The sequence below is a fragment of the Ruegeria sp. N4 genome, from assembly GCF_056531425.1.
On sequence record NZ_JBQFLT010000005.1, the window covers coordinates 194,655 to 216,520 of the forward strand.

A 21,866-nucleotide genomic window follows, 5' to 3' on the forward strand; every position below is an offset into this window, starting at 1 on the left:
ACCCACAGGACCGTCTCATGCCCCGAGCCATGCTGGCAAGCTTTGCCAACCGTATAGCCAAACCCGATCTGCGTTGGGTTCCGGACGAGGGCCTGACCGTCTCGCGCCTGCGGATCGAGCTGTTGTCGGGTCTGACGGTGGCACTGGCGCTGGTGCCCGAAGCGGTGGCGTTTGCCTTTGTTGCGGGTGTGCACCCGCTGGTCGGGCTGTACGCGGCGTTCTTGGTCGGTCTGATCACGGCTCTGATCGGTGGTCGCCCGGGCATGATTTCGGGCGCAACGGGTGCCTTGGCCGTTGTAATGGTGGCGCTGGTGGCGCAGCACGGGGTGGAATACCTATTCGCGACCGTTGTTCTGATGGGCATTTTGCAGGTCATCGCCGGTGCCATGCATTGGGGCCGGTTCATTCGCCTTGTGCCGCATCCGGTGATGCTGGGCTTTGTGAATGGTCTGGCCATCGTGATCTTTCTGGCACAGATGGGCCAGTTCAAAGTGCCCGGCTCGATGGAAAACACCGGCCATGGGATGAGCGGGGGCGAGTGGCTCTCGGGCGCGCAGCTTTATACCATGCTGGGCCTTGTGGCGCTGACCATGGCAGTTATCTGGGTCATGCCGCGGATCACGCGCATCATTCCTGCGCCCCTGGCCGGTATTCTGGTGGTTGCGGCGCTTGTGATCGGCTTTGGCCTGGACGTGCCGCGCGTCGGTGATCTGGCCTCAATCGAAGGCGGGCTGCCTGCTTTCCACATCCCGATGGTGCCTTTGAACTGGGAAACGTTTGAAATCATCCTGCCCTATGCCGTCATTCTGGCTGCCATCGGCCTGATCGAATCCCTGCTGACGCTGAACCTTGTGGGTGAAATCACCGGCAAACGGGGCGGAGCCTCGCAAGAATGTATCGCCCAGGGCGCGTCGAACATTGTAACCGGATTTTTCGGCGGCATGGGTGGTTGCGCGATGATCGGTCAGTCGATGATCAACGTGAAATCCGGTGGCCGAACCCGGATCGCGGGCATCGCGGCCGCCCTGTTCCTGCTGATCTTCATCGTGTTTGCCTCGAAGCTGATCGAACAAATCCCGCTGGCCGCACTGGTGGGCGTGATGTTCATGGTGGTAATCGGCACATTCGCCTGGAACTCGTTCAAGATCATGCGCAAGGTCCCTGCCATGGACGCCTTTGTGATCGTACTGGTGACTGTCGTGACGGTGATGGAAGACCTTGCGGTTGCCGTCGTCGTCGGTGTGATCGTCTCGGCGCTTGCTTATGCCTGGAACAATGCCAAGCGTATCCATGCTGTCACGCGCGACTCCGAAACCGAAAAAGGCGCAAAGGTCTACGAAATCCAGGGCCCGCTGTTTTTTGGGTCCTCAGACGGTTTTGTTGAGTTGTTTGATGTGCCCAACGATCCCGACACGGTGATCGTGGACTTCGCCGAAAGCCGGGTGGTGGATCAGTCCGCGCTGCAGGCCATCGAGAACATTGCCGGTAAATATGAGGCCGCAGGCAAGCGCGTGATGCTGCGCCATCTTAGCCATGACTGCCACAAACTGCTGAACAAGGCGGGCCATCTGATGGTGGACAGTGACGATGACCCGGATTACGGCCTCGCCGTCGACTACTCTGTCCGCACCGGCATTCTGGGTGGTCACTGAGGCTTTGTGCGAGGCTCTGCCTCGCGCTCCGGGATATTTAGGGCCAGATGAATGAAGGATCCCTTGCTTCATCTGGCTGAAAATATCCCGGGGGAGGCGCGCGCAGCGCGGCGGGGGCAGAGCCCCCCAACCCCGTCAATCGTCGGGGCGGTTCAGTGAGAATAACTCGTTGACTACGGAATAATCCCGATACCCAAGCCGTGCCAGCGGTTTGAACGAGGTCACGTCGAATTTCCCGTCGCGGATGTGGTCGTCGTCGAGGTGGACGCCTGTGACCTCGCCGAATACGACCCTGTTGGCTTCACCCGGCAGGGTGACGATCTTGGTCAGTTTGCATTCCAGCGCTGCCGGTGCGCCTGCGACCCGGGCGCATGGGATGGTTTCGCACTCGACAGGTGTCAAACCGGCATGTGCAAACTCGTCGGTCTCTTTTGACAAACCCGCTGAACTTGCGTTCATTGCGTCCTGATGGGCATGGGCGACGACGTTTACGCAAAAAACCTGTGTGGCTTCGATATTCGCAATGCTGTCTTTGCCGCCGTTCTGATCATGCTTGGTGCCGGTGGTTGCAAACATCACCTGTGGCGGCGTGTAGGCGACCCCGTTGAAGAACGAATAAGGGGCCAGATTGTTGATCCCATCCGCATCGCGGGATGAGATCCAGCCGATCGGGCGGGGCGTGATGATGGCATTGAACGGGTTATGCGGCAGGCCGTGGCCGTCTTCGGGGCGATAGAACATCTGATCTCCAAGCGTTTGCCCAAGGCGTAGCGAAGTGCTAGGGCGATTGCCAGCTAGGAAAAGAGGGCAGGCGTGCAGCAATTCGGGATCAGGCCGGAAGAGCCGGACGATTGGTGGGAGGTCGAGGCCCTCTATGACCTGTGCTTTGCGCCGGGGCGCGAGGCGCTGTCGTCCTATCGTCTGCGCGACGATGTCCCTCCGGTCTCGAGCCTGTCTTTGGTGGCTCGGGACGGGCAGGGCATTCTGGCGGGCGCTATTCGGTTCTGGCCGGTCCATGTGGGCGCGGATGACGCTTTGTTGCTGGGGCCGGTTGCGGTGCATCCCACGCATCAGGGTGAAGGGTTGGGCGGATACCTGATCCATGCCGGGATCGACGCCGGGCGGACCAAGGGTTGGAAACGGGTCATGCTGGTGGGCGACGCGCCCTATTACGCAAGGTTTGGCTTTGCCCGGTTGAGTGGAGTGGAAATGCCCCCTCCGACAAACCCGGATCGTGTTTTGGGAGTGGAATTGGACTCTCAAGCGTGGGCAGGTGTGCGCGGCCCCGTTACACGCTGGATGCGCTGAGCTATTGAAACCGCGCCCGTCAGCCCCGATGTTTCCAAGACAGGAGGGCACAGATGCAGGACGTGGTTCTTGTCAAAAACGTAGATGCCGAGGCCGTGCTGGACCGGCTGGCGGAGCATTACAAATCTGCTGGCGGGGCCGGGGTAAAACTGCTGAACGCGCTGGGCGGGTCGGCGGAGTCTCTGCTTGATCAATTGCCCGAACCGGTGCGTCATGGCCTGACCGGAGCGACGGAACGGGCGCTGTGGTTGGCGATTCATGCGGCTCAGGGTTCTCGTCGCGCAATTCCGGATCAGAAACCCTGGGTCAATACCGCTGTGACAACCGCAATGGGGGCGGCGGGCGGAATGGGCGGTCTGTCCACCGCCTTGATGGAACTGCCTGCAACGACAGCGATGCTACTGCGCTCAATTCAAGGGGCGGCGGCGCGGGAAGGCTTTGATCCGGCTGAGGAAAACGTCAAGTTCGATTGCGTTCGGGTTCTGTCGGCGGCTGGACCGCTGTCCTACGATGACGGGGCAGATCTTGGGTTCTTTTCCGTTCGTTTGACACTGACGGGCCCGGCGATGCAGCGCTTGATTGCTGCTGTGGCACCTCGGCTGTCGATTGTCTTGGGGCAAAAGCTGGCGGCGCAGTCTGTACCGGTGCTGGGCGCCTTGGCCGGAGGCGGCACCAATTACGTCTATACACGCTACTACCAGCAGATCGCCCATGTGCATTTCGGCCTGCGCCGATTGGCCATTGACGCCGATATTCCACATGTCGAACTGGTGCGGAAACTGTCGGCCAGAATGTAGGCCAATCCGCCTGTTCCTTGGCTTGAGCCTCATTATGTGGTATCCAGACAGGTAAGGGCCGCAAAATAGGATAAAAACCGGCGGTCTGGCAGACAGGCATGACCCTCATGGCGAAAGGGATTGGCGGCGATGAATGCCCGGCTTTCATCCGATCTGTTGCACGGCGCTGGAAATCTTCCGGTTTTGCCGCAAGTTGCCGCCTTGTGCTATCGGATTGAAAAGGGGCGGCCCGAAGTTCTTTTGATAACGACGCGTCAGACCCGTCGGTGGATCATTCCAAAAGGGTGGCTGATGCCTGGGCTGTCAGCGGCCGAGGCTGCCGCACAGGAAGCCTGGGAAGAGGCAGGCGTGATCGGGCGGTGCAGCCCACAGCAGCTGGGGCATTTTCCCTTTGTCAAACTGCGCGCCAAGAAGGGGCCGGCACTTTGCATGGTGGATGTCTTTCCGCTTTTTGTAAAATCCGTTGCCCAGAAGTTTCCTGAGAAAGGGCAGCGCAGGCGAGAGTGGTTCTCGCCCAAAAAAGCGGCCGCAAAGGTTGCGTCACCTGAACTTGCCGCGATTTTGCGCGACTTTAAGCCTCGGCTGCATTGAAGGGCGGCCAGAGGGGCTTGATATTGCCTTGTCGGTCGGTATCTATTCGGCAATCGATTTTTGGACGGACCATGATTCAATACGCATTGAAATGCCGTGAAGGCCACACTTTCGAAAGTTGGTTTCAGTCAGCGGAAGCGTATGACAAGCTTGCGGCGGCGGGGCTTGTGACATGTGCCGTTTGTGGCAGCGCGCAGGTGGAGAAGGCGATCATGACGCCGCGCGTTCGTCCTGCACGCAGCGCTGCGAAACAGCCAGAGGCTCCGACGCCGGCGCAGAACGATGTCAGCGTGGCAACCCCCGCGCCCGATGTCCAAAAGGTTCTGGCCGAGTTGCGGCGCAAGGTCGAGGAAAACTCGGATTACGTAGGCAAGGATTTTGCCAGCGAGGCGCGTAAAATCCATCTTGGCGAAGCGCCGGATCGGGCGATCTATGGTGAGGCCAAACCGGATGAGGCGAAAGCCCTGATCGAAGATGGTGTACCGGTTGCGCCGCTTCCCTTTGTTCCCAGCAGAAAGACCAACTGAGACATGCATATCCTGATTACCGGGGCCAATCGCGGTATCGGAAAAGCGCTGGCAGATCAGTATCGTAACGATGGCCATCAGGTGACGGGGACGGCGCGGGACGACAGTGCCGAAATCCGTCTGGACGTGTCTGACCCCACGCACCACAGCGCCATGGCGGATCGTTTGCAGGGACAGCCGGTGGACTTGCTGATCTGCAATGCGGGGGTCTATCTGGACAAGGGGCAGGGCATTGACGGCTACCCGGCCGAGATGTGGGCGCAGAGCTTCGCGACAAATGTGACCGGTGTGTTTCTGACCGTTCAGGCGCTGTTGCCGAACCTGCGCGCGGCGCGGGGTCGGATTGCGATCATTTCATCTCAGATGGCGTCACACACACGTGCGCCGGGCGGTAGCTATATCTACCGGTCTTCCAAAGCCGCTGTGCTGAACCTGGGCCGGAACCTGGCCACCGATCTGCGGTCGGACGGTATTGCGGTTGGCATTTATCACCCCGGCTGGGTCAAGACGGATATGGGCGGATCGGCCGCAGACATCCATTTGGATCAGGCCGTATCCGGCCTGATTGACCGTTTCGACAGCTTGTCGCTGGATACCTCGGGGTGTTTTGAAACCTATGACGGGCAGGCGCACGCCTACTGAGTGTTCAGGGCCGCCTTGGGCAGTTCGTAAACCTCGCCGGGTTCGATGAAGATCACCAGCAAATCGCCACGGGTCTCATAGGTGAGTTTCGAGGTTGAGCTGCTGGAGTCGGGAATGCCATCGGTGAAATAGATGTTGCGCACCTCGCCATTGCCCAGACCAACGGCAAGTGTTGCGCTGCCATCGTCGCGCCGGCGCAGTTCGGCATTGCAGGTTTTCAGCGGATCTCCGGCGTTTGCGGCGCATGGGATTGTGCCCAATGCGTTCTGACCATCGGTTCCAGCCAGGCTGGTAACCTGAGCCGTGGCGGCAGAGGACAAAAGGGCGAAGGCAGCGGCAAGACGGAGCATGAATAACCTCTTGGAATGATTGCGATGCGCAGGCTGACACCGCGCCTGCCCATTGTAAAGCGGCCCTGCGTCGCAGGCAAAGCCTGTTTGCGCCCTTGCCCTTGTTCCCCCCCTCGCATATGAGGCACGGAACCATAAGTCCAAGGCGCGGAGACACCAGCCCCCATGCCCGTACTCGTAATGAAATTCGGTGGCACTTCGGTTGCCAACCTTGACCGCATCCGCCGCGCTGCAAAGCGCGTGGGCGTCGAAGTGGCCAAGGGATACGACGTGATCGTCATCGTTTCGGCCATGTCCGGAAAGACCAATGAGCTTGTGGGTTGGGTCAACGAAACCTCGCCCCTGTTTGACGCGCGCGAATATGATGCCGTGGTGTCCTCGGGTGAAAACGTGACCGCTGGCCTGATGGCGCTGACCCTGCAGGAAATGGATATTCCGGCGCGCAGTTGGCAAGGCTGGCAGGTGCCGCTGCTGACCAACGGGGCACACTCCGCCGCCCGGATCGAGGAAATTCCGACCGATAACCTGAACCAGAAGTTTGGTGAGGGCATGAAGGTTGCCGTTGTGGCCGGGTTCCAGGGCATCAGCCCGGAAGGCCGTATCACAACGCTGGGTCGCGGTGGGTCGGACACGACCGCTGTGGCCTTTGCCGCCGCGTTTGATGCCGAGCGCTGCGATATCTACACGGATGTGGACGGCGTCTACACGACCGACCCGCGCATCTGCGAAAAGGCGCGCAAGCTGGACCGGATCTCGTTCGAAGAAATGCTGGAACTTGCCTCGCTGGGCGCAAAGGTTCTGCAAACCCGCTCGGTCGAGCTGGCGATGCGCTATAAGGTGAAATTACGCGTTCTTTCAAGTTTTGAAGAACAATCCGACGAGGCCGGTACCCTGGTCTGCGACGAGGAGGATATCATGGAATCCAATGTTGTGGCCGGTGTGGCCTATTCCCGCGACGAAGCCAAGATGACCGTTGTATCGGTGGCCGACCGCCCCGGTATCGCCTCGATCATCTTTACCGCGCTCAGCGATGAGGGCGTGAATGTGGATATGATCGTGCAGAACATCTCGGACGAGGGGCGCACAGACATGACCTTCTCGTGCCCGACAGATCAGGTGGCCCGTGCCGAAAAGGCGCTGCTGGCGATCAAGGAAAAGGGCGAGCTGAACTATGCCGAACTGGTTGCGGATAACGATGTCTGCAAGGTCTCGGTTGTGGGAATCGGTATGCGCTCTCAGTCCGGTGTGGCGGCCAAGATGTTCAAGGTGCTCTCGGATGAGGGGATCAACATCAAGGTCATTACAACCTCTGAGATTAAAATTTCCGTGCTGGTCGACAGGAAATACATGGAACTTGCGGTTCAGGCACTGCATGATGCCTTTGAACTGGACAAGGCGGCCTAAGCTGATCGGCCAAAGGTTTCGCCTGACACGCTAATTTGGGTGGGCCATGGCGGACGGCACCGAAACAGAATCCCGCAAGCTGCTGGGGCGGCTGCGCGAAGAAATGGCGAGCGAGGCCGCCGGTCAGGAACGTCTTGACCGGATCACGCAACTGATTGCGGACAGCATTCAGCGCGAGGTGTGCTCGATCTACCTGTTCCGGGACGAAGAAACCCTTGAGCTTTGCGCAACCGAAGGTCTGTCGCCCGAGGCGGTTCACAAGACCCGTATGCGGCTGGGCGAAGGTCTGGTGGGGCGCGTCGCCAAATCCGGAAAAGTGGTGAATACGGCCGATGCGCCGTCGGCCAAGGGCTTCCGTTTCATGCCCGAAACCGGTGAGGAGCGGTATTCCTCGTTTGTGGGTGTCCCGGTGCAGCGGCTTGGTCAGAAGCTGGGCGTGCTGGTCGTGCAATCCCGCGAGGCGCGCGAGTTTTCCTCCGACGAGGTATATGCGCTGGAAGTTGTCGCCATGGTACTGGCCGAAATGGCCGAGCTTGGCGCCTTTGTCGGCGAGGGCGCGGCCCTGTCGCCGTTGCACCAGCAATCTGTTCTGCTGCGGGGCGGACCAGCGCAGGAAGGGGCGGCGGAAGGCCATGTCTGGCTGCACGAACCCCGCGTGGTGGTCACCAACCCGATTGCCGACGATCCGCATCGCGAGCGTGAGCGTCTGGTCGAAGCGGTCGAAGAACTGCGTGTTGGCGTCGACAAAATGCTCGAGATTTCTCAGGGCGGCGACTCGGATCAGTTGAAGGTGCTGGAAGCCTATCGGATGTTTGCGAACTCCAAAGGCTGGATGCGCCGGATGGAAGAGGACATCGCCCTGGGCCTCAGCGCCGAGGCGGCGGTGGAAAAGGAACAATCGCAGGCCCGTGCCCGTATGGGTCAGGTGACCGACCCGTATCTGCGGGAACGGCTGGCCGATCTGGATGACCTCAGCAACCGGTTGCTGCGCATTCTGACAGGACAGGGCAAAACCGACAGTTCCGACCTGCCGCCCGATCCGATTCTGGTGGCGCGCAACATCGGCCCCGGTGATCTGTTGGAATATGGTCGCTCGCTGAAAGGTATCGTGCTGGAAGAAGGATCTGTCGGTAGTCACGCGACCATTGTGGCGCGGGCCTTGGCGATTCCGTTGGTCGTGCATGTGGGTCGGATCACGACCGAGGCTTTGAACGGCGATCACGTCCTTGTCGATGGCGATCAGGGCGTGGTGCATCTGCGTCCCGAAGACACTGTGGTCAGCGCCTTCCGCGACAAGATCGCGATGCAGGCCAAGGCGCAGGAACGCTATGCCTCGATCCGGGAAACGCCGACTGTCACGCAAGATGGCGCGCGGATAAATCTGGTCATGAACGCGGGGCTGATGGCGGACCTTCCGTCGCTGGACAATTCGGGCGCAGAAGGCGTGGGGCTGTTTCGGACCGAGTTGCAGTTTCTGGTCCGCAACCAGATGCCCAAACGGTCGGAATTGGTCACACAATACAAGCGCGTGCTGGATGCGGCGGGTGACAAGCGTGTGGTGTTCCGCACGCTCGACATCGGCTCGGACAAGGTTCTGCCTTACATGAAGCACGTGGCCGAGCCGAACCCGGCGCTAGGCTGGCGCGCGATCCGCGTTGGGCTGGACAAGCGCGGCGTGATGCGGATGCAGTTGCAGGCGTTGATCCGGGCTGCAAACGGGCGGCCGCTGACGATCATGTTCCCCTTCGTCGCGCAGGCCGATGAATTCCGCGAAGCCCGGTGGGAGGTCAACAAGACCATCGAGCGGGAAAAGCGTCTGGGTCACGTGCTGCCCGAAACGCTGGAAGTGGGCGCGATGCTGGAAACGCCCTCGCTGGGGTTCGCGCCGCAGAAATTCTTTGACGAGGTCGATTTCATCTCGATCGGTGGCAATGACCTGAAGCAGTTTTTCTTTGCTGCCGACCGCGAAAACGAACTGGTCCGCCGCCGCTATGACACGCTGAATGTCAGCTTCCTCAGCTTTATCGAGCGTATCGTCGAACGCTGCGATATATCGGACACCCCGCTCAGCTTCTGTGGTGAGGATGCCGGGCGTCCGGTCGAGGCGCTGTGTCTTGCGGCCATGGGGATTCGGACCTTGTCGATGCGTCCAGCTTCGATCGGGCCGGTCAAAACCCTTCTTCTGCGCTCGAACCTGCAGGATGTGCGCAAGATCATCGCGGATGCGCGCCACAGGGGTGAGCAATCCGTAAGGCCATCGGTGATGGAGTGGCTGCGCAACCAGCCATAGGTGGAAAACCTGTCGCATTCCGCAAATCCAAGCTTGATTTTTCTGCGCGGCCTTTCTATTGACGCCTTAAATGTTAGCGATAACAGTTTCGCGTTTTGGGCGCTTCGTGCCGAAAAAGCCGGTCGTGCTAAGCTGACGACAGAGAATTCGAAAGGAACCTTGCCATGGTGTCTCGCGTAATTCCGGTGGATCCGTTCGACCTGGTGCTGTTTGGTGCGACAGGCGACCTGGCGCAGCGTAAGATCATTCCGGGCCTCTATCATCGGTTCCAGGTGGGCCAGATGCCGGAAGACGCCAGGATCATCGGCACAGCGCGGTCAGATATGGACAGCGCCGCGTTCCGGGATCAGGTGCGCAAATCGATGGACGAATTCGCGCCCGGCTTTGACAAGGCCACGCTGGACCGCTTTCTTGAGCGGGTCGAATATGTCCCCGTGGATGCGCTGGGCGCGGCGGGCTGGGATGATCTCAAGTCCGTTTTGCGCGAGGATGTGGTTCGCGCGTTCTATCTGTCGGTGGGGCCAAGCCTGTTCTCGGGGATCGCAAAGCGCCTTCAGGATCAGGGTCTTGCGACACCCGACAGCCGTATCGTGGTGGAAAAGCCATTTGGGCATGACCTGGCCTCGGCCAAGGCGCTGAACGAAGGTCTGCGCGCCTGTTTCGAGGAACATCAGATTTACCGCATCGACCATTATCTGGGTAAGGAAACGGTGCAGAACCTGATGGCGCTGCGCTTTGCCAATTCGCTGTTCGAACCGCTGTGGAACTCGACCCATATTGATCATGTGCAGATCACCGTGGCCGAAACTGTGGGGGTCGAAGGGCGCGGCGCGTATTATGACCAGTCCGGTGCCATGCGGGACATGATCCAGAACCACCTTGTGCAGCTTTTGTGTCTGACCGCGATGGAACCGCCGTCGAAGTTTTCGCCAAACTCGGTGCGCGACGAAAAGGTCAAGGTGATCGAGGCGTTGGAGCCGGTCGACGCCAAAGACATCGCACGTGGCCAGTACCGTGCGGATAAGGGCGAGGGCGGATATGTCGACCACGTCGGCGATCCGGCCAGCCGTACCGAAAGTTTCATTGCGCTCAAGGTCCACCTGGGCAACTGGCGCTGGGCCGGGGTGCCGTTTTACCTGCGTACGGGCAAAAGGTTGCGGGCGCGCGAATCCGAGATTGCGGTGTTCTTCCGCGACCCGCCCCATACGATTTTCCCCAATGTCGGCCCCTTGCGCGGCAATGTGCTGGTGATCCGCCTGCAACCGGATGAAGGCATCACCCTGCGTACCACGATCAAAGACCCGGGTCCGGGCGGCTTCCGCCTGTCCGACGTCTCGCTGGATATGAGCTTTGCCGACGCGCTGGGCGACGATGCCAGCGCCCCGGACGCCTATGAGCGTTTGATTATGGACGTGATCCGCGGCGACCAGACCCTGTTCATGCGTGGGGATGAGGCCGAAGCCGCCTGGGCCTGGGTCGATCCTATCATTCAGGGGTGGGAACAACGCGGCGACCGCCCGTCACGGTATGATCAGGGCAGTTCGGGGCCGGAAGAAGCACTGATGCTGATGCATCGCGATGGACGCCGCTGGCGTCAGATCGGAGGTTAGGAATGGTTCACACCGTCATCAAGGACGTCACCCAGCGGATCATCGACCGCAGCGCCGACCTGCGTGGCCCGCATCTGGAACGGATGGAACAGGCCAAATCCAAGGGGCCCGCGCGGGGTCATCTGTCCTGCAGCGGTCAGGCCCATGCCTATGCGGGGGCGGGCACAGATCAGCAGGCCATGGCCACCGGGACAGCCGGAAATTTGGGCATCGTCACCGCCTATAACGACATGCTGTCCGCCCACCAACCGTTCGAGCGTTACCCCGAGCTGATCCGTCAGGCCATTCGCGCCGCAGGCGGAACCGCTCAGGTCGCAGGCGGTGTGCCCGCCATGTGCGATGGCGTCACCCAAGGCGAGGCGGGGATGGAACTGTCCCTGTTCTCGCGCGACGTGATCGCTTTGGCGACCGGAGTGTCGCTCAGCCACAACACCTATGATGCTGCCGTGTTCCTTGGCGTCTGTGACAAGATCGTCCCCGGCCTTGTGATCGGCGCACAGGCGTTTGGTCATTTGCCCGCGGTGTTCCTGCCTGCCGGTCCGATGACCAGTGGCTTGCCGAATGACGAAAAGGCCAAGGTGCGCCAGAAATTCGCTGCCGGAGAGGTTGGTCGCGAAGAACTCATGGCCGCTGAAATGGCCGCCTATCACGGCCCCGGCACCTGCACCTTTTACGGCACTGCCAACACCAACCAGATGCTGATGGAGTTCATGGGCCTGCACCTGCCGGGCTCCAGCTTCATCAATCCAAACACGCCGCTGCGCGATGCCCTGACCGAAGAGGGCGCGCGCCGTGCGCTGTCGCTCAGCGCTTTGGGCAATCACTATACGCCAGTGTGCCAGATCCTGGATGAACGCGCCTTTGTGAACGGGATCGTGGGTCTTATGGCTACCGGTGGATCCACGAACCTGCTGATCCACCTGATCGCTATGGCCCGCGCGGGTGGTATCGTGCTGGACTGGCAGGATTTCTCGGACGTCTCCGCCGTGGTCCCCTTGGTTGCGCGGGTTTACCCCAACGGTCTGGCCGACGTGAACCACTTCCACGCCGCCGGAGGGTTGGGCTACACCATCGGCACCTTGCTCGAGGATGGCCTGCTGCATCCCGACACACTGACAGTCGCTGGGCAGGGCCTGCACAACTACACCAAAGAACCCAAGCTGATCGACGGAGAATTGACGTGGCAAGACGGCACGGGCCACAGCCTGAACGAAAAGATCGTCCGTTCAGCCAAGGACCCGTTCCAACCCACCGGAGGCCTGTCGCGCCTGACCGGTAATCTGGGCACCGGGGTCATGAAAGTGTCCGCCGTCGCGCCTGAACATCAGGTGGTCGAAGCCCCGGTCCGCGTGTTCCACGATCAGGATGAGGTCAAGGCCGCTTTCAAAGCCGGTGAGTTCACCGATGACGTCATTGTTGTCGTGCGGTTTCAGGGGCCAAAAGCCAACGGGATGCCCGAGCTGCACTCGCTGACCCCGATCCTGTCGATCCTGCAAGGGCGCGGGCAGAAGGTGGCGCTGGTCACAGATGGCCGCATGTCCGGCGCGTCCGGCAAGGTTCCGGCGGCGATCCATGTCTCACCCGAAGCGCTGGACGGTGGTGCAATCGCATATCTGCAGGATGGTGATCTGGTGCGGGTCGATGCGGTGAAAGGTGAGCTGGAAATTCTCACCGATGGCGTTCTGGACCGGGTGCCTGCGAAGGCCGATCTCTCGGCCAATCAATTTGGTGTCGGGCGCGATCTGTTCGGCACATTCCGCGCCAATGTCGGGTCCGCCGACACCGGTGCCAGCATTTTCGGAGTGTAAGCCATGTCCAAAACCCAACGCACGCGCGAGATTTGCGCCCTTGCCCCGATTGTTCCGGTTCTGGTCGTGGACGATGCTGCCACAGCGCGCCCGCTGGCCGAAGCACTTGTCGCTGGCGGCCTTCCGGCGCTTGAGGTCACATTGCGCACTCCGGCGGCTCTGGACGCAATCCGGGCCATGGCCGACGTGCCGGGCGGTGTCGTTGGGGCCGGAACACTGGTCACGCCCGACGATGTCCGCGCCGCGAAAGAAGCGGGCGCGCAATTCGGTGTTTCACCCGGCGCGACCGACGCTTTGATTGCTGCCTGCGAGGCAGAAGGCCTGCCCCTGCTGCCCGGCGCAGCCACCGCCAGTGAGGCGATGGCGCTGCTGGAACGGGGCTATGACATGCTGAAATTCTTCCCTGCCGAAGCCTCGGGCGGCGCGCCCGCATTGAAAGCGATCGGAGCACCTCTGCCCCAGATCAAATTCTGCCCCACAGGCGGAGTTTCCCCGGCAAATGCGCGCGATTACCTCTCCCTGTCCAACGTGGTCTGCGCCGGTGGCAGCTGGGTCGCGCCGAAACAGATGGTGCAGGATGGCGACTGGGCAGGCATTGAAACTCTTGCGCGCGAGGCGTCCCGCCTGACGGATTGACGCCGCCCAAAGCAACGCTAGGGTAAGGATCAATTCATACAGGTTGATCCCATGACAAACCAAATCTCCCTTGCGCAGGGGCGCGGGTATCTGGCGATTCCGGGTCCGTCCGTCATACCCGACGCGGTTCTGCAGGCGATGCACCGACCGTCGCCCAATATCTACGAAGGCGCGCTGATCGAGATGATGCCCGCGTTGACCCGCGACCTGCGTCGCGTGGCCCGCACGGATCACAATGTCGCCATCTACATCTCCAACGGCCACGGCACGTGGGAGGCGGCGCTGTCCAACGTGATCGCACCGGGTGAAACGGTGCTGGCCCCGGCTTCGGGCCGGTTCACCCATGGCTGGGCCGAGATGGCCGATGGGATCGGCGCCAAGGTCCAACTGCTGGATTTCGGCACCGCGTCGCCGTGGGATTTCGACCAGATATCCGAGGCCCTGCGCGCGGATACCGCCCACCAGATCAAAGCGGTGCTTGCGGTGCATGTCGATACCTCAAGTTCGGTCCGCAACGATATTCCAGCCCTTCGCGCGCTGCTGGACGATCTGGATCATCCGGCGCTTCTGATGGCCGATTGCATCGCCTCGCTGGGCTGCGACCGGTTCGAGATGGATGCCTGGGGCGTCGATGTCATGGTGACCGCCTGCCAAAAGGGGCTGATGACCCCGGCAGGCGTTGGCTTTGTCTTCTTCAACGACAAGGCACAGGCGAAACGCGCAACCATGCCCCGCGTCTCGCAATACTGGGACTGGGTGCCGCGCGCCAATCCCGATCTGTTCTACCAGTATTTCAACGGCACCGCGCCCACCCACCACTTGTATGGTTTGCGCGCCGCGCTGGACATGATCCATGCGGAAGGGATCGAGCATGTCTGGGCCCGCCACGAACGTCTGGCACAAGCTGTTTGGGCCGCCTGCGAGATCTGGTCCCAGGGCGATGCCCTGCACATCAACATCGCCGACCGCCAGCACCGCAGCCACGCGGTGACCGCGCTACGCCTGACCGATGGGCGCGGAACATCACTTCGCAGATACACCGAGACCCAATTGGGCCTGACACTGGGGATCGGACTTGGAATGGCGGATGAAGACGGCTGTTTCCGCCTTGGCCATATGGGCCATGTAAACGGGCAGATGATCATGGGGATGCTGGGCGGCGTCGAATCCGGCCTTTCTGCGCTGAACATTCCCCGCGGCTCGGGCGCGCTCGACGCTGCAGCTGCCGTTCTGGCGGGGTAACCCCTCAACAGGATCCGCTGCTTCATCTGGCCAAAAATATCTTCGGGGGGAAATCGCGCAATGCGCGATTGGGGGGCAGACAGCCCCCCTTGCGCCGATCACATCCCGCGCGCCGCGTCCAGCGCTTTGGGCAACGCGGCCGCAAATGCGTCCAGATCAGCATCCGTCCCGCAACTGACCCGGATACAGCGATTTTGCGGGGCAACAAAAGGCATCCGCACAAAGATTCCCTGCGCGATCAACGACTCCAATACTGCCTTGGCAAAGATACCATCCCGACCGCAGTCAATCGCCACGAAATTGGTGGCCGAGGGCAAGGGCACCAACCCGTTGTCCCGCGCTATCTGGTTGATCCGATCCCGAGCCGCGTCGATCAAACCCTGAACCTGCGCCAACCAGGCCCCATCCGCCAACGCGGCCAGCGCCCCGGCCTGCGCCGCGCGATTCATCCCGAAATGATTGCGCAGCTTGTTGAAGGCCAAAATCAATTCAGGCGCACCAATCGCATAGCCGACCCGTGCTCCGGCCATCCCGTAGACCTTGGAAAACGTGCGCATTCGGATCACGCGCGGGTCTTCCGCCGACACCGGCGCTGCCGTGCCTTCGGGCGCGCATTCCACATAGGCTTCATCCAACACCAGCAGGCAGCCCTTGGGCAGTGCCTCCATCGCGGTCACGATATCCTCCCCGCTATGCCAACTGCCCATCGGGTTGTCCGGGTTGGCAAGATAAACCAGTTTGGCCCCAACCTCGGCGGCCTTGGCAAACAGGGCAGACGGGTCCTCGTGGTCCTTGGCATAGGGCACCTTGTGCAAAACGCCCCCATAACCCGCCACGTGATAGTTGAACGTCGGATAGGCCCCATCCGAGGTCACAACCGCGTCGCCCGGACCCACAAGCAAACGCACGAGATAGCCCAGCAGCCCATCGATGCCTTCACCAACCACGATATTCTCGGCTGACACAGCATGATGCTCGGCCAGAGCAACGCGCAGATCGTGGTTTTCCGGATCTCCATACATCCAGATCTCGCCCGCCGCCTGTCGCATCGCCTCAATTGCGCGCGGCGAAGGGCCGAACACGCTTTCATTCGCGCCCAGCCGGGCCGTGAAGGACGCGCCGCGCTGACGCTCCTGTGTTTCGGGACCGACAAAGGGCACGGTGGCAGGCAGGGATCGCGCAAGGGATGTATATCGTGGTCCGGTCATACGTGCAGATAAACGCAAGTCGCGCGGCTCGACAAGGCTCAGCCAAGGCTGGCCTTTGCCCTGACGTCGCAGTGGAACTCGGCCCGCCTTTCGGGGCATGCTGACAAAAACCAGAGTTGGGAGGCCCTGCATGGCGCGCGTATCCGTCGAATACAAAGACCACATTGCCCACGTAACGCTGACACGCGGCGACAAGATGAACGCGCTGGACGATGCGATGTTCAAGGCGATTGTGTCGGCCGGGCAGGACGTCGCGGCCTCGGACGCCCGCGCCGTTGTGCTGTCGGGCGAAGGCAAAAGCTTTTGCGCCGGGCTGGACATGGCCAGCATGGCGAGGCTGGCGCAGGCCGATCCGAACGAGATGCTGATGCCGCGCACGCATGAGGACGCCAACCCCTTGCAAGAGGTCGCGATGATCTGGCGGCGCGTGCCGGTGCCGGTGATTTGCGCCATACAGGGCGTGGCCTATGGCGGTGGTTTGCAAATTGCGCTGGGCGCGGATATCCGCATCGCCCACCCCGAGGCCAAGCTGGCCCTGATGGAGATGAAATGGGGCATCATCCCGGATATGGGCGGCATGGTTCTGCTGCCGAATCTTGTGCGCTCGGATGTGCTGCGCCTGCTGACCTACACCGCGCGCCCCATCGGCGCGGCACAGGCCGCCGAGTGGGGGCTGGTCACAAAACTCTCGGACGATCCGCTGACCGAGGCGCAGGCACTGGCCGAAGACATCGCGGGCAAAAGCCCCTCGGCCATCCGTGCGGCGAAACGGCTGATTGATGTGGCCGAGACCCGGCCCCGCGCCGACGTGCTGCTTGAGGAGTCCGCCGCGCAGGTGGAACTGATCGGCAAGCCGGATCAGATGGAGGTCGTGATGGCCCAGATGCAGGGCCGCAAGCCCGAGTTCAAATAGTCACCGCATGAAGGCCCGTCGCGCATCGCGGGCCATGTTGTATCGCATCTCAAGTTCGGCGATGCGGGCCATGGCGGCCTTGCGGGCCTCGGGGTCAGTCAGCGCGGCATAATCCTTGCGGGCGGCGTCCAGATTTTTCCGGATCTCGAATTCTTCGGGCAGCACACCGGCCTGCGCCATGATCCGGTGCCCGGCGGCAATGGCGGGATCGCCTTGCGCCTCGGCAGACCGGTCGGGCAGGGGTTTGCCTTCGCCCTCAAGCCCCTGCAACTGGCCCTCGGCCTGCGCCTTTTTGATCTGGCATTCGATCAGTTTTCCCAGCGGTCCAAACATGTCTTCACTGTACCTCAATCTCGGTCCCGGCAGCTAGCGGATTCGGTTTGTCGCCAGATAAGCGATGCCACCCGCCGCCAATCCCCAGACCGCGGCACCCAGCCCAAAGACCGTAATCCCCGAAGCGGTGATGGCAAAGGTAAGGATGGCCGCCTCGCGTTCGGCAGGCACTTCGAGCGCGGCAAAGGTTGCGTTCGCCATCACGCCGATCAGCGCAACTCCGGTCAGGGTTCCCATCAACAGCGGGTCGGCATGGGCAGCAAACCCGGTGATCGCCACAGCAAAAACGCCAAACAGGCAATAGAATACACCGGCCATGACCGCCGACCAATAGCGCTGGTCCCGGTCCGGGTGGCTGTCCTCGTTCGAGCACATCGCGGCGGTGATTGCGGCAAGGCAGGTGGCGGGGGCGCCGAACGGGGCCGACAGGATGCTGGCCCCTCCGACCGCCGAGAACAGCTTGCCCGCATCCGGCGTGTAACCAAAGCTGCGCATCACCGCGATGCCGGGGATATTCTGCGTGGCCATGGTGACGATGAACAGGGGGATGCCGATCCCGACCGCGGACGCCACCGAGAATGTGGGCATGGTCCAGACCGGCGCGGCCACCAGATGCTCGGGGCGGACGGGGCTGCCTCCGGCGTTCAGGACAACGACGATTGCCGCCGCGACCACGGCGGCGGGGACGGCGAACAGCCGGTTGAAACGGCCCGCAATGAACCAGGTCAGGATCACCGACAGGGCCTGCCACGGCAGTTCCACGGCGGCTTTGAAGGGAATGATGCACAGGGGCAGCAGCACCCCGCCCAGCATGGCCTGCGCCAGTGTCGTCGGTATCGCCGCCGCCAGCCGCCCCAGCGGTCGCCAGAGACCGGCCAGAACGGTCAGGGCTCCGGCGCACAGAAACGCGCCGACGGCCCCTGAAAAGCCAGCGGCAGGCGTGGCCGAGACCGCAAGCAGCGCCGCACCGGGCGTGGACCACGCCACACTGATCGGCTGCTTGTGCCAAAGGCTGAGGATGATGGCCGCCAGCCCCATCGCAATCGCCGCCATCATCAGGCCGGATGCGGATTCAGCGCCCGATGCGCCCATCGCCGCAAGACCCTGCAACACAATCGGAAAAGAGCTGAAGAACCCGACCACCGCCACCACGAGGCCGGTCGAGATTGTCTGCACGGGGGGAAGCGGGTGCGCCATTGCTGCCTCGGGCTTGTTTGAGCAGATTGCTAACAATCGCGGGCTATCATGAGCAAGTGGAAAGCTGTGTCGCCCATAGAAAACCCCGCCAGACGGGTGGCGGGGTTCGGGATTTCCGTATTTGGAACGAGAAGAAGATCAGGCGATTTCTGCCAGACGGGCGAGGGCCTCGTTCAGTTTCGCTTCTTCCTCTTCGCGGGCGGCGAGGTTGGCTTTGGCTTCCGCGACAACCTCTTCCGGGGCCGAGGCCACGAATTTGGGGTTGTTCAGACGCCCGCGCAGGCCCCCGAGTTCCTTGGCCAGCTTGCCTTTGGCTTTTTCCAGCCGTTCCTTTTCGGCACCGATATCGATGATATCCGCCAGCGGCAGGCCGAAGGAGGCTCCGGGCGCGGCGATGGAGATGGTGCCTTTGGGCAATTCGTCCGCTTGGGTCAGGCTGTCGATCCGCGCCAGACGTTTGATCAGCGTCTCGTTGCGGTCCCATGCTGATTGGCCGTTTGCATCGATTTCCGTCACCAGCATCGGCACATAGAGGCCCGCCGGAACCCGCATCTGCGCACGGGCCGAGCGGGTGTTTTCGATCACCGAGATCACCCAGTTCATCTCCTGATCCGCGTCCGCGTCGATCAGATCGGCGGCGGCATAGGTCGGCCAGTCGGCGTGAACGATCATCTTCGCGCGGTTGCCGGTCAGACCCCAGAGTTCCTCGGTGATGAAGGGCATGATCGGGTGCAGCAGGACCATGCACTGATCCAGAACCCAGCGCATGGTGGCGCGGGTTTCGGCCTTCGCCTCGGCGTCGTCGCCTTGCAGCAGCGGTTTGGACAGCTCAACATACCAGTCGCAGACCTTGCCCCAGACAAAGGCATACAGCCCGTTGGCGGCGTCGTTGAAGCGATAGCTTTCCAGCGCGGCGTCAACTTCCTCGCGCACGCGGGCGGTTTCGCCGATGATCCAGCGGTTCACGGCCGCCTTGGGTTTCAGGTCGGCCACGTCCAGTTGCGGCACAGCGTCGGTGAAGACCTCGTTCATCTCGGCAAAGCGGACGGCGTTCCACAATTTGGTGCCGAAGTTGCGATAGCCGGTGATCCGTTCCTTGGACAGTTTCAGCACGCCGCCAATCGCCGCCATTGAGGCGTTGGTAAAGCGCAGCGCGTCGGCGCCGAATTCGTCCACGATCTCCAGCGGGTCGATGACGTTGCCGGTGGTCTTGGACATCTTCTTGCCCTTCTCGTCGCGGACGAGCTGGTGCAGGTAGACGGTGTGGAACGGGATCTGATCGACCACGGCCAGTTGCATCATCATCATCCGGGCGACCCAGAAGAACAGGATGTCGAAACCGGTGATCAGGACGTCTGTTGGGAAGTAGCGCTCAAGCTCTTCGGTCTGTTCGGGCCAGCCCAGCGTGCCAATGGGCCAGAGGCCGGAGGAGAACCATGTATCGAGGACGTCGGGGTCGCGATAGAGTGGGATTGGTTGAAGTTCATGAGGTGCCTCGGGGTTGCCCATTCTCCAGAATTCACAGGCATCCTTATATTCCTGTTCGTCATCAAACAGCTTGACTGGGAAGGGAGCGTAGAACTCACTAGCTTTCTCTTGTGCGTCTTCTTTTGTGGGGGCGCAGAAGAATTCAACGCGTGATACGTCGAAAGGTCTACCCTTCTCGTCAAATGCATCTTCTGGAAACGCTGGCATTGTACGTGCGCTTACGACATATTCGCCGGGTTTTTTGAGCATGCTCGGCCCATACCAAACCGGAATCTGATGCCCCCACCACAGTTGGCGCGAGATGCACCAGGGCTCGATGTTTTCCAGCCAGTGGTAATAGGTCTTCTCGCCCGACTCGGGGATGATCTTGACCGTGCCGTCTTTGACCGCATCCAGCGCGGGGCCGACGACTTTGGCCGCGTCGACGAACCACTGGTCGGTGAACATCGGCTCGATGACGACTTTCGAGCGGTCTCCGAAGGGCTGCATGATCGGTTTGCTCTCGACCAGCGGGACTAGCTTGTCTGCACCTTCATGATCAGGTTTCAAGGCGGTCGAACCCAAGCGGGGATCATCCGCGCGGGTCATGACGGCCAGACCATCTGCGGTGATCTCTTCCACCACCTTCGCCCGCGCCTCGAACCGGTCGAGCCCGCGCAGATGATCGGGGATCAGGTTGATCGCGTCGATCTCGTTCTCGGTGAATGCTTTACCGCGTGCATATTCCTGCGCCTTGTCGGCCTCTTCGGCATACGGCGCACCATCGGCCCGCATCGCGCCTTTGGTGTCCATCAAGCGATACATCGGAATGCCGCTGCGCTTGGCGACCATGTTGTCGTTGAAGTCATGCGCGCCGGTGATTTTCACCGCGCCCGAGCCGAAATTCGGATCGGGGTAGTCATCGGTGATGATCGGGATCTGGCGGCGATGCTCTTTCGGACCAACCGGGATTTCGCAGAGTTTGCCGATGATTGGCGCGTAACGCTCATCCGAGGGGTGAACCGCAACCGCGCCGTCGCCCAGCATGGTCTCGGGGCGGGTCGTGGCGATCGAGATATAGTCGCGCTCTTCCTCAAGCACGATGTTCCCGTCCTCGTCCTTCTCGACGTAAGTGTAGGTTTCACCACCCGCCAGCGGGTATTTGAAGTGCCACATGTGGCCCGCGACTTCGATATTCTCGACTTCGAGATCCGAGATCGCAGTTTCGAAATGCGGGTCCCAGTTGACCAGACGCTTGCCGCGATAGATCAGGCCCTTTTCGTACATGTCGACGAAGACCTTGATCACGGCATCGTGGAAATTGGCCGAGTTCTCGTGCCCCGTGCGCGGGTCGCCTGATGCACCTGCCATGGTGAAGGCGTTGCGCGACCAGTCACAGGAGGAGCCGAGGCGCTTAAGCTGCTCGATGATCGTGCCGCCGTATTCGCCCTTCCACTCCCAGACTTTCTCAAGGAACTTCTCGCGACCCAACTCTCGCCGACCGGGCTGCTGGGTGTTGGCCAGCATCTTCTCGACCTGCATTTGGGTCGCGATGCCCGCATGGTCCTGACCGGGTTGCCACAGCGTGTCGAACCCACGCATGCGGTGCCAGCGGATCAGGATGTCCTGTAGCGTGTTGTTGAACGCATGGCCCACATGCAAAGCACCCGTCACGTTGGGCGGCGGGATCATGATGGTAAAGCTTTCGTCACGCGTTTTGTTCGCGCCTGCCTTGAAGGCTCCGGCCTGTTCCCAGGCCTTGTAAATGCGGGCCTCGGCCTCGGCCGCGTTGAATGTCTTTTCCATCGCCATGGGGTGCGTCCTGCGTCGTCAATCCTTGATCAGCGCCTGCAATAGCGAATGGAGGCAGGAAGGGGAAGGGCCTGCGCGC

Annotated in this window: 19 protein-coding genes; 13 read left to right on the plus strand and 6 right to left on the minus strand. The window is 61.4% G+C overall.

Annotated features, from left to right (window positions below):
• Positions 1-17 precede the first annotated feature (17 nt).
• A complete protein-coding gene (locus tag ACR0LW_RS10350; RefSeq protein ID WP_170520613.1) occupies positions 18-1,652 on the plus strand; it encodes a SulP family inorganic anion transporter in 1,635 nt (544 codons plus the stop codon).
• Between the two features lie 135 nt (positions 1,653-1,787).
• Here ACR0LW_RS10350 and ACR0LW_RS10355 read toward each other — a convergent pair whose 3' ends face one another.
• Positions 1,788-2,393 carry a flavin reductase family protein gene (locus ACR0LW_RS10355; protein ID WP_170623717.1) on the minus strand — a complete coding sequence of 202 codons (606 nt, stop codon included), beginning with the start codon at positions 2,391-2,393 and terminating at the stop codon, positions 1,788-1,790.
• A 72-nt stretch (positions 2,394-2,465) separates the two neighbouring features.
• Between ACR0LW_RS10355 and ACR0LW_RS10360 the strand changes: the two genes are divergently transcribed.
• From ACR0LW_RS10360 to ACR0LW_RS10380, 5 genes are all read left to right on the plus strand, one after another.
• Positions 2,466-2,960: a GNAT family N-acetyltransferase gene (locus ACR0LW_RS10360; protein WP_480882594.1), complete on the plus strand. Its 495-nt coding sequence runs from the start codon at positions 2,466-2,468 to the stop codon at positions 2,958-2,960.
• 53 nt (positions 2,961-3,013) lie between these two features.
• Positions 3,014-3,757 (plus strand): EcsC family protein, encoded by a 744-nt coding sequence (locus tag ACR0LW_RS10365; RefSeq protein WP_480882595.1) that lies wholly within the window; start codon positions 3,014-3,016, stop codon positions 3,755-3,757.
• A gap of 129 nt (positions 3,758-3,886) precedes the next feature.
• A complete protein-coding gene (locus ACR0LW_RS10370) occupies positions 3,887-4,348 on the plus strand; it encodes an NUDIX hydrolase (RefSeq protein ID WP_170623711.1) in 462 nt (153 codons plus the stop codon).
• A gap of 71 nt (positions 4,349-4,419) precedes the next feature.
• Positions 4,420-4,875, plus strand: a complete 456-nt coding sequence (locus tag ACR0LW_RS10375; RefSeq protein ID WP_170632937.1) for a DUF1178 family protein — start codon at positions 4,420-4,422, stop codon at positions 4,873-4,875.
• Positions 4,876-4,878: 3 nt separating this feature from the next.
• The gene (locus ACR0LW_RS10380) at positions 4,879-5,517 is read left to right on the plus strand and encodes an SDR family NAD(P)-dependent oxidoreductase (RefSeq protein ID WP_480882596.1); all 639 of its coding nucleotides are present in this window, start codon (positions 4,879-4,881) and stop codon (positions 5,515-5,517) included.
• Here ACR0LW_RS10380 and ACR0LW_RS10385 read toward each other — a convergent pair.
• Positions 5,511-5,867: a hypothetical protein gene (locus tag ACR0LW_RS10385; RefSeq protein WP_170454191.1), complete on the minus strand. Its 357-nt coding sequence runs from the start codon at positions 5,865-5,867 to the stop codon at positions 5,511-5,513. The two genes, ACR0LW_RS10380 and ACR0LW_RS10385, sit on opposite strands and share 7 nt — an antisense overlap.
• 165 nt (positions 5,868-6,032) lie before the next feature.
• Here ACR0LW_RS10385 and ACR0LW_RS10390 point away from each other — a divergent pair, with 165 nt between their 5' ends.
• The 6 genes from ACR0LW_RS10390 to ACR0LW_RS10415 all read left to right on the plus strand — a co-directional run bounded on the left by ACR0LW_RS10390 (position 6,033) and on the right by ACR0LW_RS10415 (position 14,857).
• On the plus strand, positions 6,033-7,271 hold the full coding sequence (locus ACR0LW_RS10390; protein ID WP_170454189.1) for an aspartate kinase: 1,239 nt from the start codon (positions 6,033-6,035) through the stop codon (positions 7,269-7,271).
• Positions 7,272-7,317: 46 nt separating this feature from the next.
• Positions 7,318-9,561, plus strand: coding sequence for a phosphoenolpyruvate--protein phosphotransferase (gene ptsP / locus ACR0LW_RS10395; protein WP_170454187.1), 2,244 nt, complete (start codon positions 7,318-7,320; stop codon positions 9,559-9,561).
• Positions 9,562-9,725: 164 nt separating this feature from the next.
• A complete protein-coding gene (gene zwf, locus ACR0LW_RS10400) occupies positions 9,726-11,171 on the plus strand; it encodes a glucose-6-phosphate dehydrogenase (protein WP_170632942.1) in 1,446 nt (481 codons plus the stop codon).
• A gap of 2 nt (positions 11,172-11,173) precedes the next feature.
• Positions 11,174-12,979 (plus strand): phosphogluconate dehydratase, encoded by a 1,806-nt coding sequence (gene edd, locus ACR0LW_RS10405; RefSeq protein ID WP_170736927.1) that lies wholly within the window; start codon positions 11,174-11,176, stop codon positions 12,977-12,979.
• Between the two features lie 3 nt (positions 12,980-12,982).
• Positions 12,983-13,615 (plus strand): bifunctional 4-hydroxy-2-oxoglutarate aldolase/2-dehydro-3-deoxy-phosphogluconate aldolase, encoded by a 633-nt coding sequence (locus ACR0LW_RS10410; RefSeq protein WP_480882597.1) that lies wholly within the window; start codon positions 12,983-12,985, stop codon positions 13,613-13,615.
• A gap of 51 nt (positions 13,616-13,666) precedes the next feature.
• On the plus strand, positions 13,667-14,857 hold the full coding sequence (locus ACR0LW_RS10415; protein WP_480882598.1) for a pyridoxal-phosphate-dependent aminotransferase family protein: 1,191 nt from the start codon (positions 13,667-13,669) through the stop codon (positions 14,855-14,857).
• Positions 14,858-14,955: 98 nt separating this feature from the next.
• On the opposite strand, the gene ACR0LW_RS10420 is transcribed toward ACR0LW_RS10415, so the two are convergent.
• Positions 14,956-16,065: a pyridoxal phosphate-dependent aminotransferase gene (locus tag ACR0LW_RS10420; protein WP_480882600.1), complete on the minus strand. Its 1,110-nt coding sequence runs from the start codon at positions 16,063-16,065 to the stop codon at positions 14,956-14,958.
• A gap of 130 nt (positions 16,066-16,195) precedes the next feature.
• Here ACR0LW_RS10420 and ACR0LW_RS10425 point away from each other — a divergent pair, with 130 nt between their 5' ends.
• Positions 16,196-16,978, plus strand: coding sequence for a crotonase/enoyl-CoA hydratase family protein (locus ACR0LW_RS10425; RefSeq protein ID WP_480882601.1), 783 nt, complete (start codon positions 16,196-16,198; stop codon positions 16,976-16,978).
• Here ACR0LW_RS10425 and ACR0LW_RS10430 read toward each other — a convergent pair whose 3' ends face one another.
• The 3 genes from ACR0LW_RS10430 to ACR0LW_RS10440 all read right to left on the minus strand — a co-directional run bounded on the left by ACR0LW_RS10430 (position 16,979) and on the right by ACR0LW_RS10440 (position 21,787).
• Complete coding sequence (locus tag ACR0LW_RS10430; protein WP_480580318.1) at positions 16,979-17,311, minus strand: DnaJ family domain-containing protein; 333 nt, start codon at positions 17,309-17,311, stop codon at positions 16,979-16,981. It lies immediately after the preceding gene.
• A 33-nt stretch (positions 17,312-17,344) separates the two neighbouring features.
• Positions 17,345-18,508, minus strand: a complete 1,164-nt coding sequence (locus tag ACR0LW_RS10435; RefSeq protein ID WP_480580321.1) for a benzoate/H(+) symporter BenE family transporter — start codon at positions 18,506-18,508, stop codon at positions 17,345-17,347.
• Positions 18,509-18,646: 138 nt separating this feature from the next.
• A complete protein-coding gene (locus ACR0LW_RS10440; RefSeq protein ID WP_480882602.1) occupies positions 18,647-21,787 on the minus strand; it encodes a valine--tRNA ligase in 3,141 nt (1,046 codons plus the stop codon).
• Positions 21,788-21,866 lie beyond the last annotated feature (79 nt).

Excerpts from the sequence above, each read along its gene's own strand:
- ACR0LW_RS10350 (WP_170520613.1), top strand. The coding sequence starts at position 18 with ATGCCCCGAGCCATGCTGGCAAGCTTTGCCAACCGTATAGCCAAACCC.
- ACR0LW_RS10355 (WP_170623717.1), bottom strand. The coding sequence starts at position 2,393 with ATGTTCTATCGCCCCGAAGACGGCCACGGCCTGCCGCATAACCCGTTC.
- ACR0LW_RS10365 (WP_480882595.1), top strand. The coding sequence starts at position 3,014 with ATGCAGGACGTGGTTCTTGTCAAAAACGTAGATGCCGAGGCCGTGCTG.
- ACR0LW_RS10370 (WP_170623711.1), top strand. The coding sequence starts at position 3,887 with ATGAATGCCCGGCTTTCATCCGATCTGTTGCACGGCGCTGGAAATCTT.
- ACR0LW_RS10375 (WP_170632937.1), top strand. The coding sequence starts at position 4,420 with ATGATTCAATACGCATTGAAATGCCGTGAAGGCCACACTTTCGAAAGT.
- ACR0LW_RS10380 (WP_480882596.1), top strand. The coding sequence starts at position 4,879 with ATGCATATCCTGATTACCGGGGCCAATCGCGGTATCGGAAAAGCGCTG.
- ACR0LW_RS10385 (WP_170454191.1), bottom strand. The coding sequence starts at position 5,867 with ATGCTCCGTCTTGCCGCTGCCTTCGCCCTTTTGTCCTCTGCCGCCACG.
- ACR0LW_RS10390 (WP_170454189.1), top strand. The coding sequence starts at position 6,033 with ATGCCCGTACTCGTAATGAAATTCGGTGGCACTTCGGTTGCCAACCTT.
- ptsP (WP_170454187.1), top strand. The coding sequence starts at position 7,318 with ATGGCGGACGGCACCGAAACAGAATCCCGCAAGCTGCTGGGGCGGCTG.
- zwf (WP_170632942.1), top strand. The coding sequence starts at position 9,726 with ATGGTGTCTCGCGTAATTCCGGTGGATCCGTTCGACCTGGTGCTGTTT.
- edd (WP_170736927.1), top strand. The coding sequence starts at position 11,174 with ATGGTTCACACCGTCATCAAGGACGTCACCCAGCGGATCATCGACCGC.
- ACR0LW_RS10410 (WP_480882597.1), top strand. The coding sequence starts at position 12,983 with ATGTCCAAAACCCAACGCACGCGCGAGATTTGCGCCCTTGCCCCGATT.
- ACR0LW_RS10415 (WP_480882598.1), top strand. The coding sequence starts at position 13,667 with ATGACAAACCAAATCTCCCTTGCGCAGGGGCGCGGGTATCTGGCGATT.
- ACR0LW_RS10420 (WP_480882600.1), bottom strand. The coding sequence starts at position 16,065 with ATGACCGGACCACGATATACATCCCTTGCGCGATCCCTGCCTGCCACC.
- ACR0LW_RS10425 (WP_480882601.1), top strand. The coding sequence starts at position 16,196 with ATGGCGCGCGTATCCGTCGAATACAAAGACCACATTGCCCACGTAACG.
- ACR0LW_RS10430 (WP_480580318.1), bottom strand. The coding sequence starts at position 17,311 with ATGTTTGGACCGCTGGGAAAACTGATCGAATGCCAGATCAAAAAGGCG.
- ACR0LW_RS10435 (WP_480580321.1), bottom strand. The coding sequence starts at position 18,508 with ATGGCGCACCCGCTTCCCCCCGTGCAGACAATCTCGACCGGCCTCGTG.
- ACR0LW_RS10440 (WP_480882602.1), bottom strand. The coding sequence starts at position 21,787 with ATGGCGATGGAAAAGACATTCAACGCGGCCGAGGCCGAGGCCCGCATT.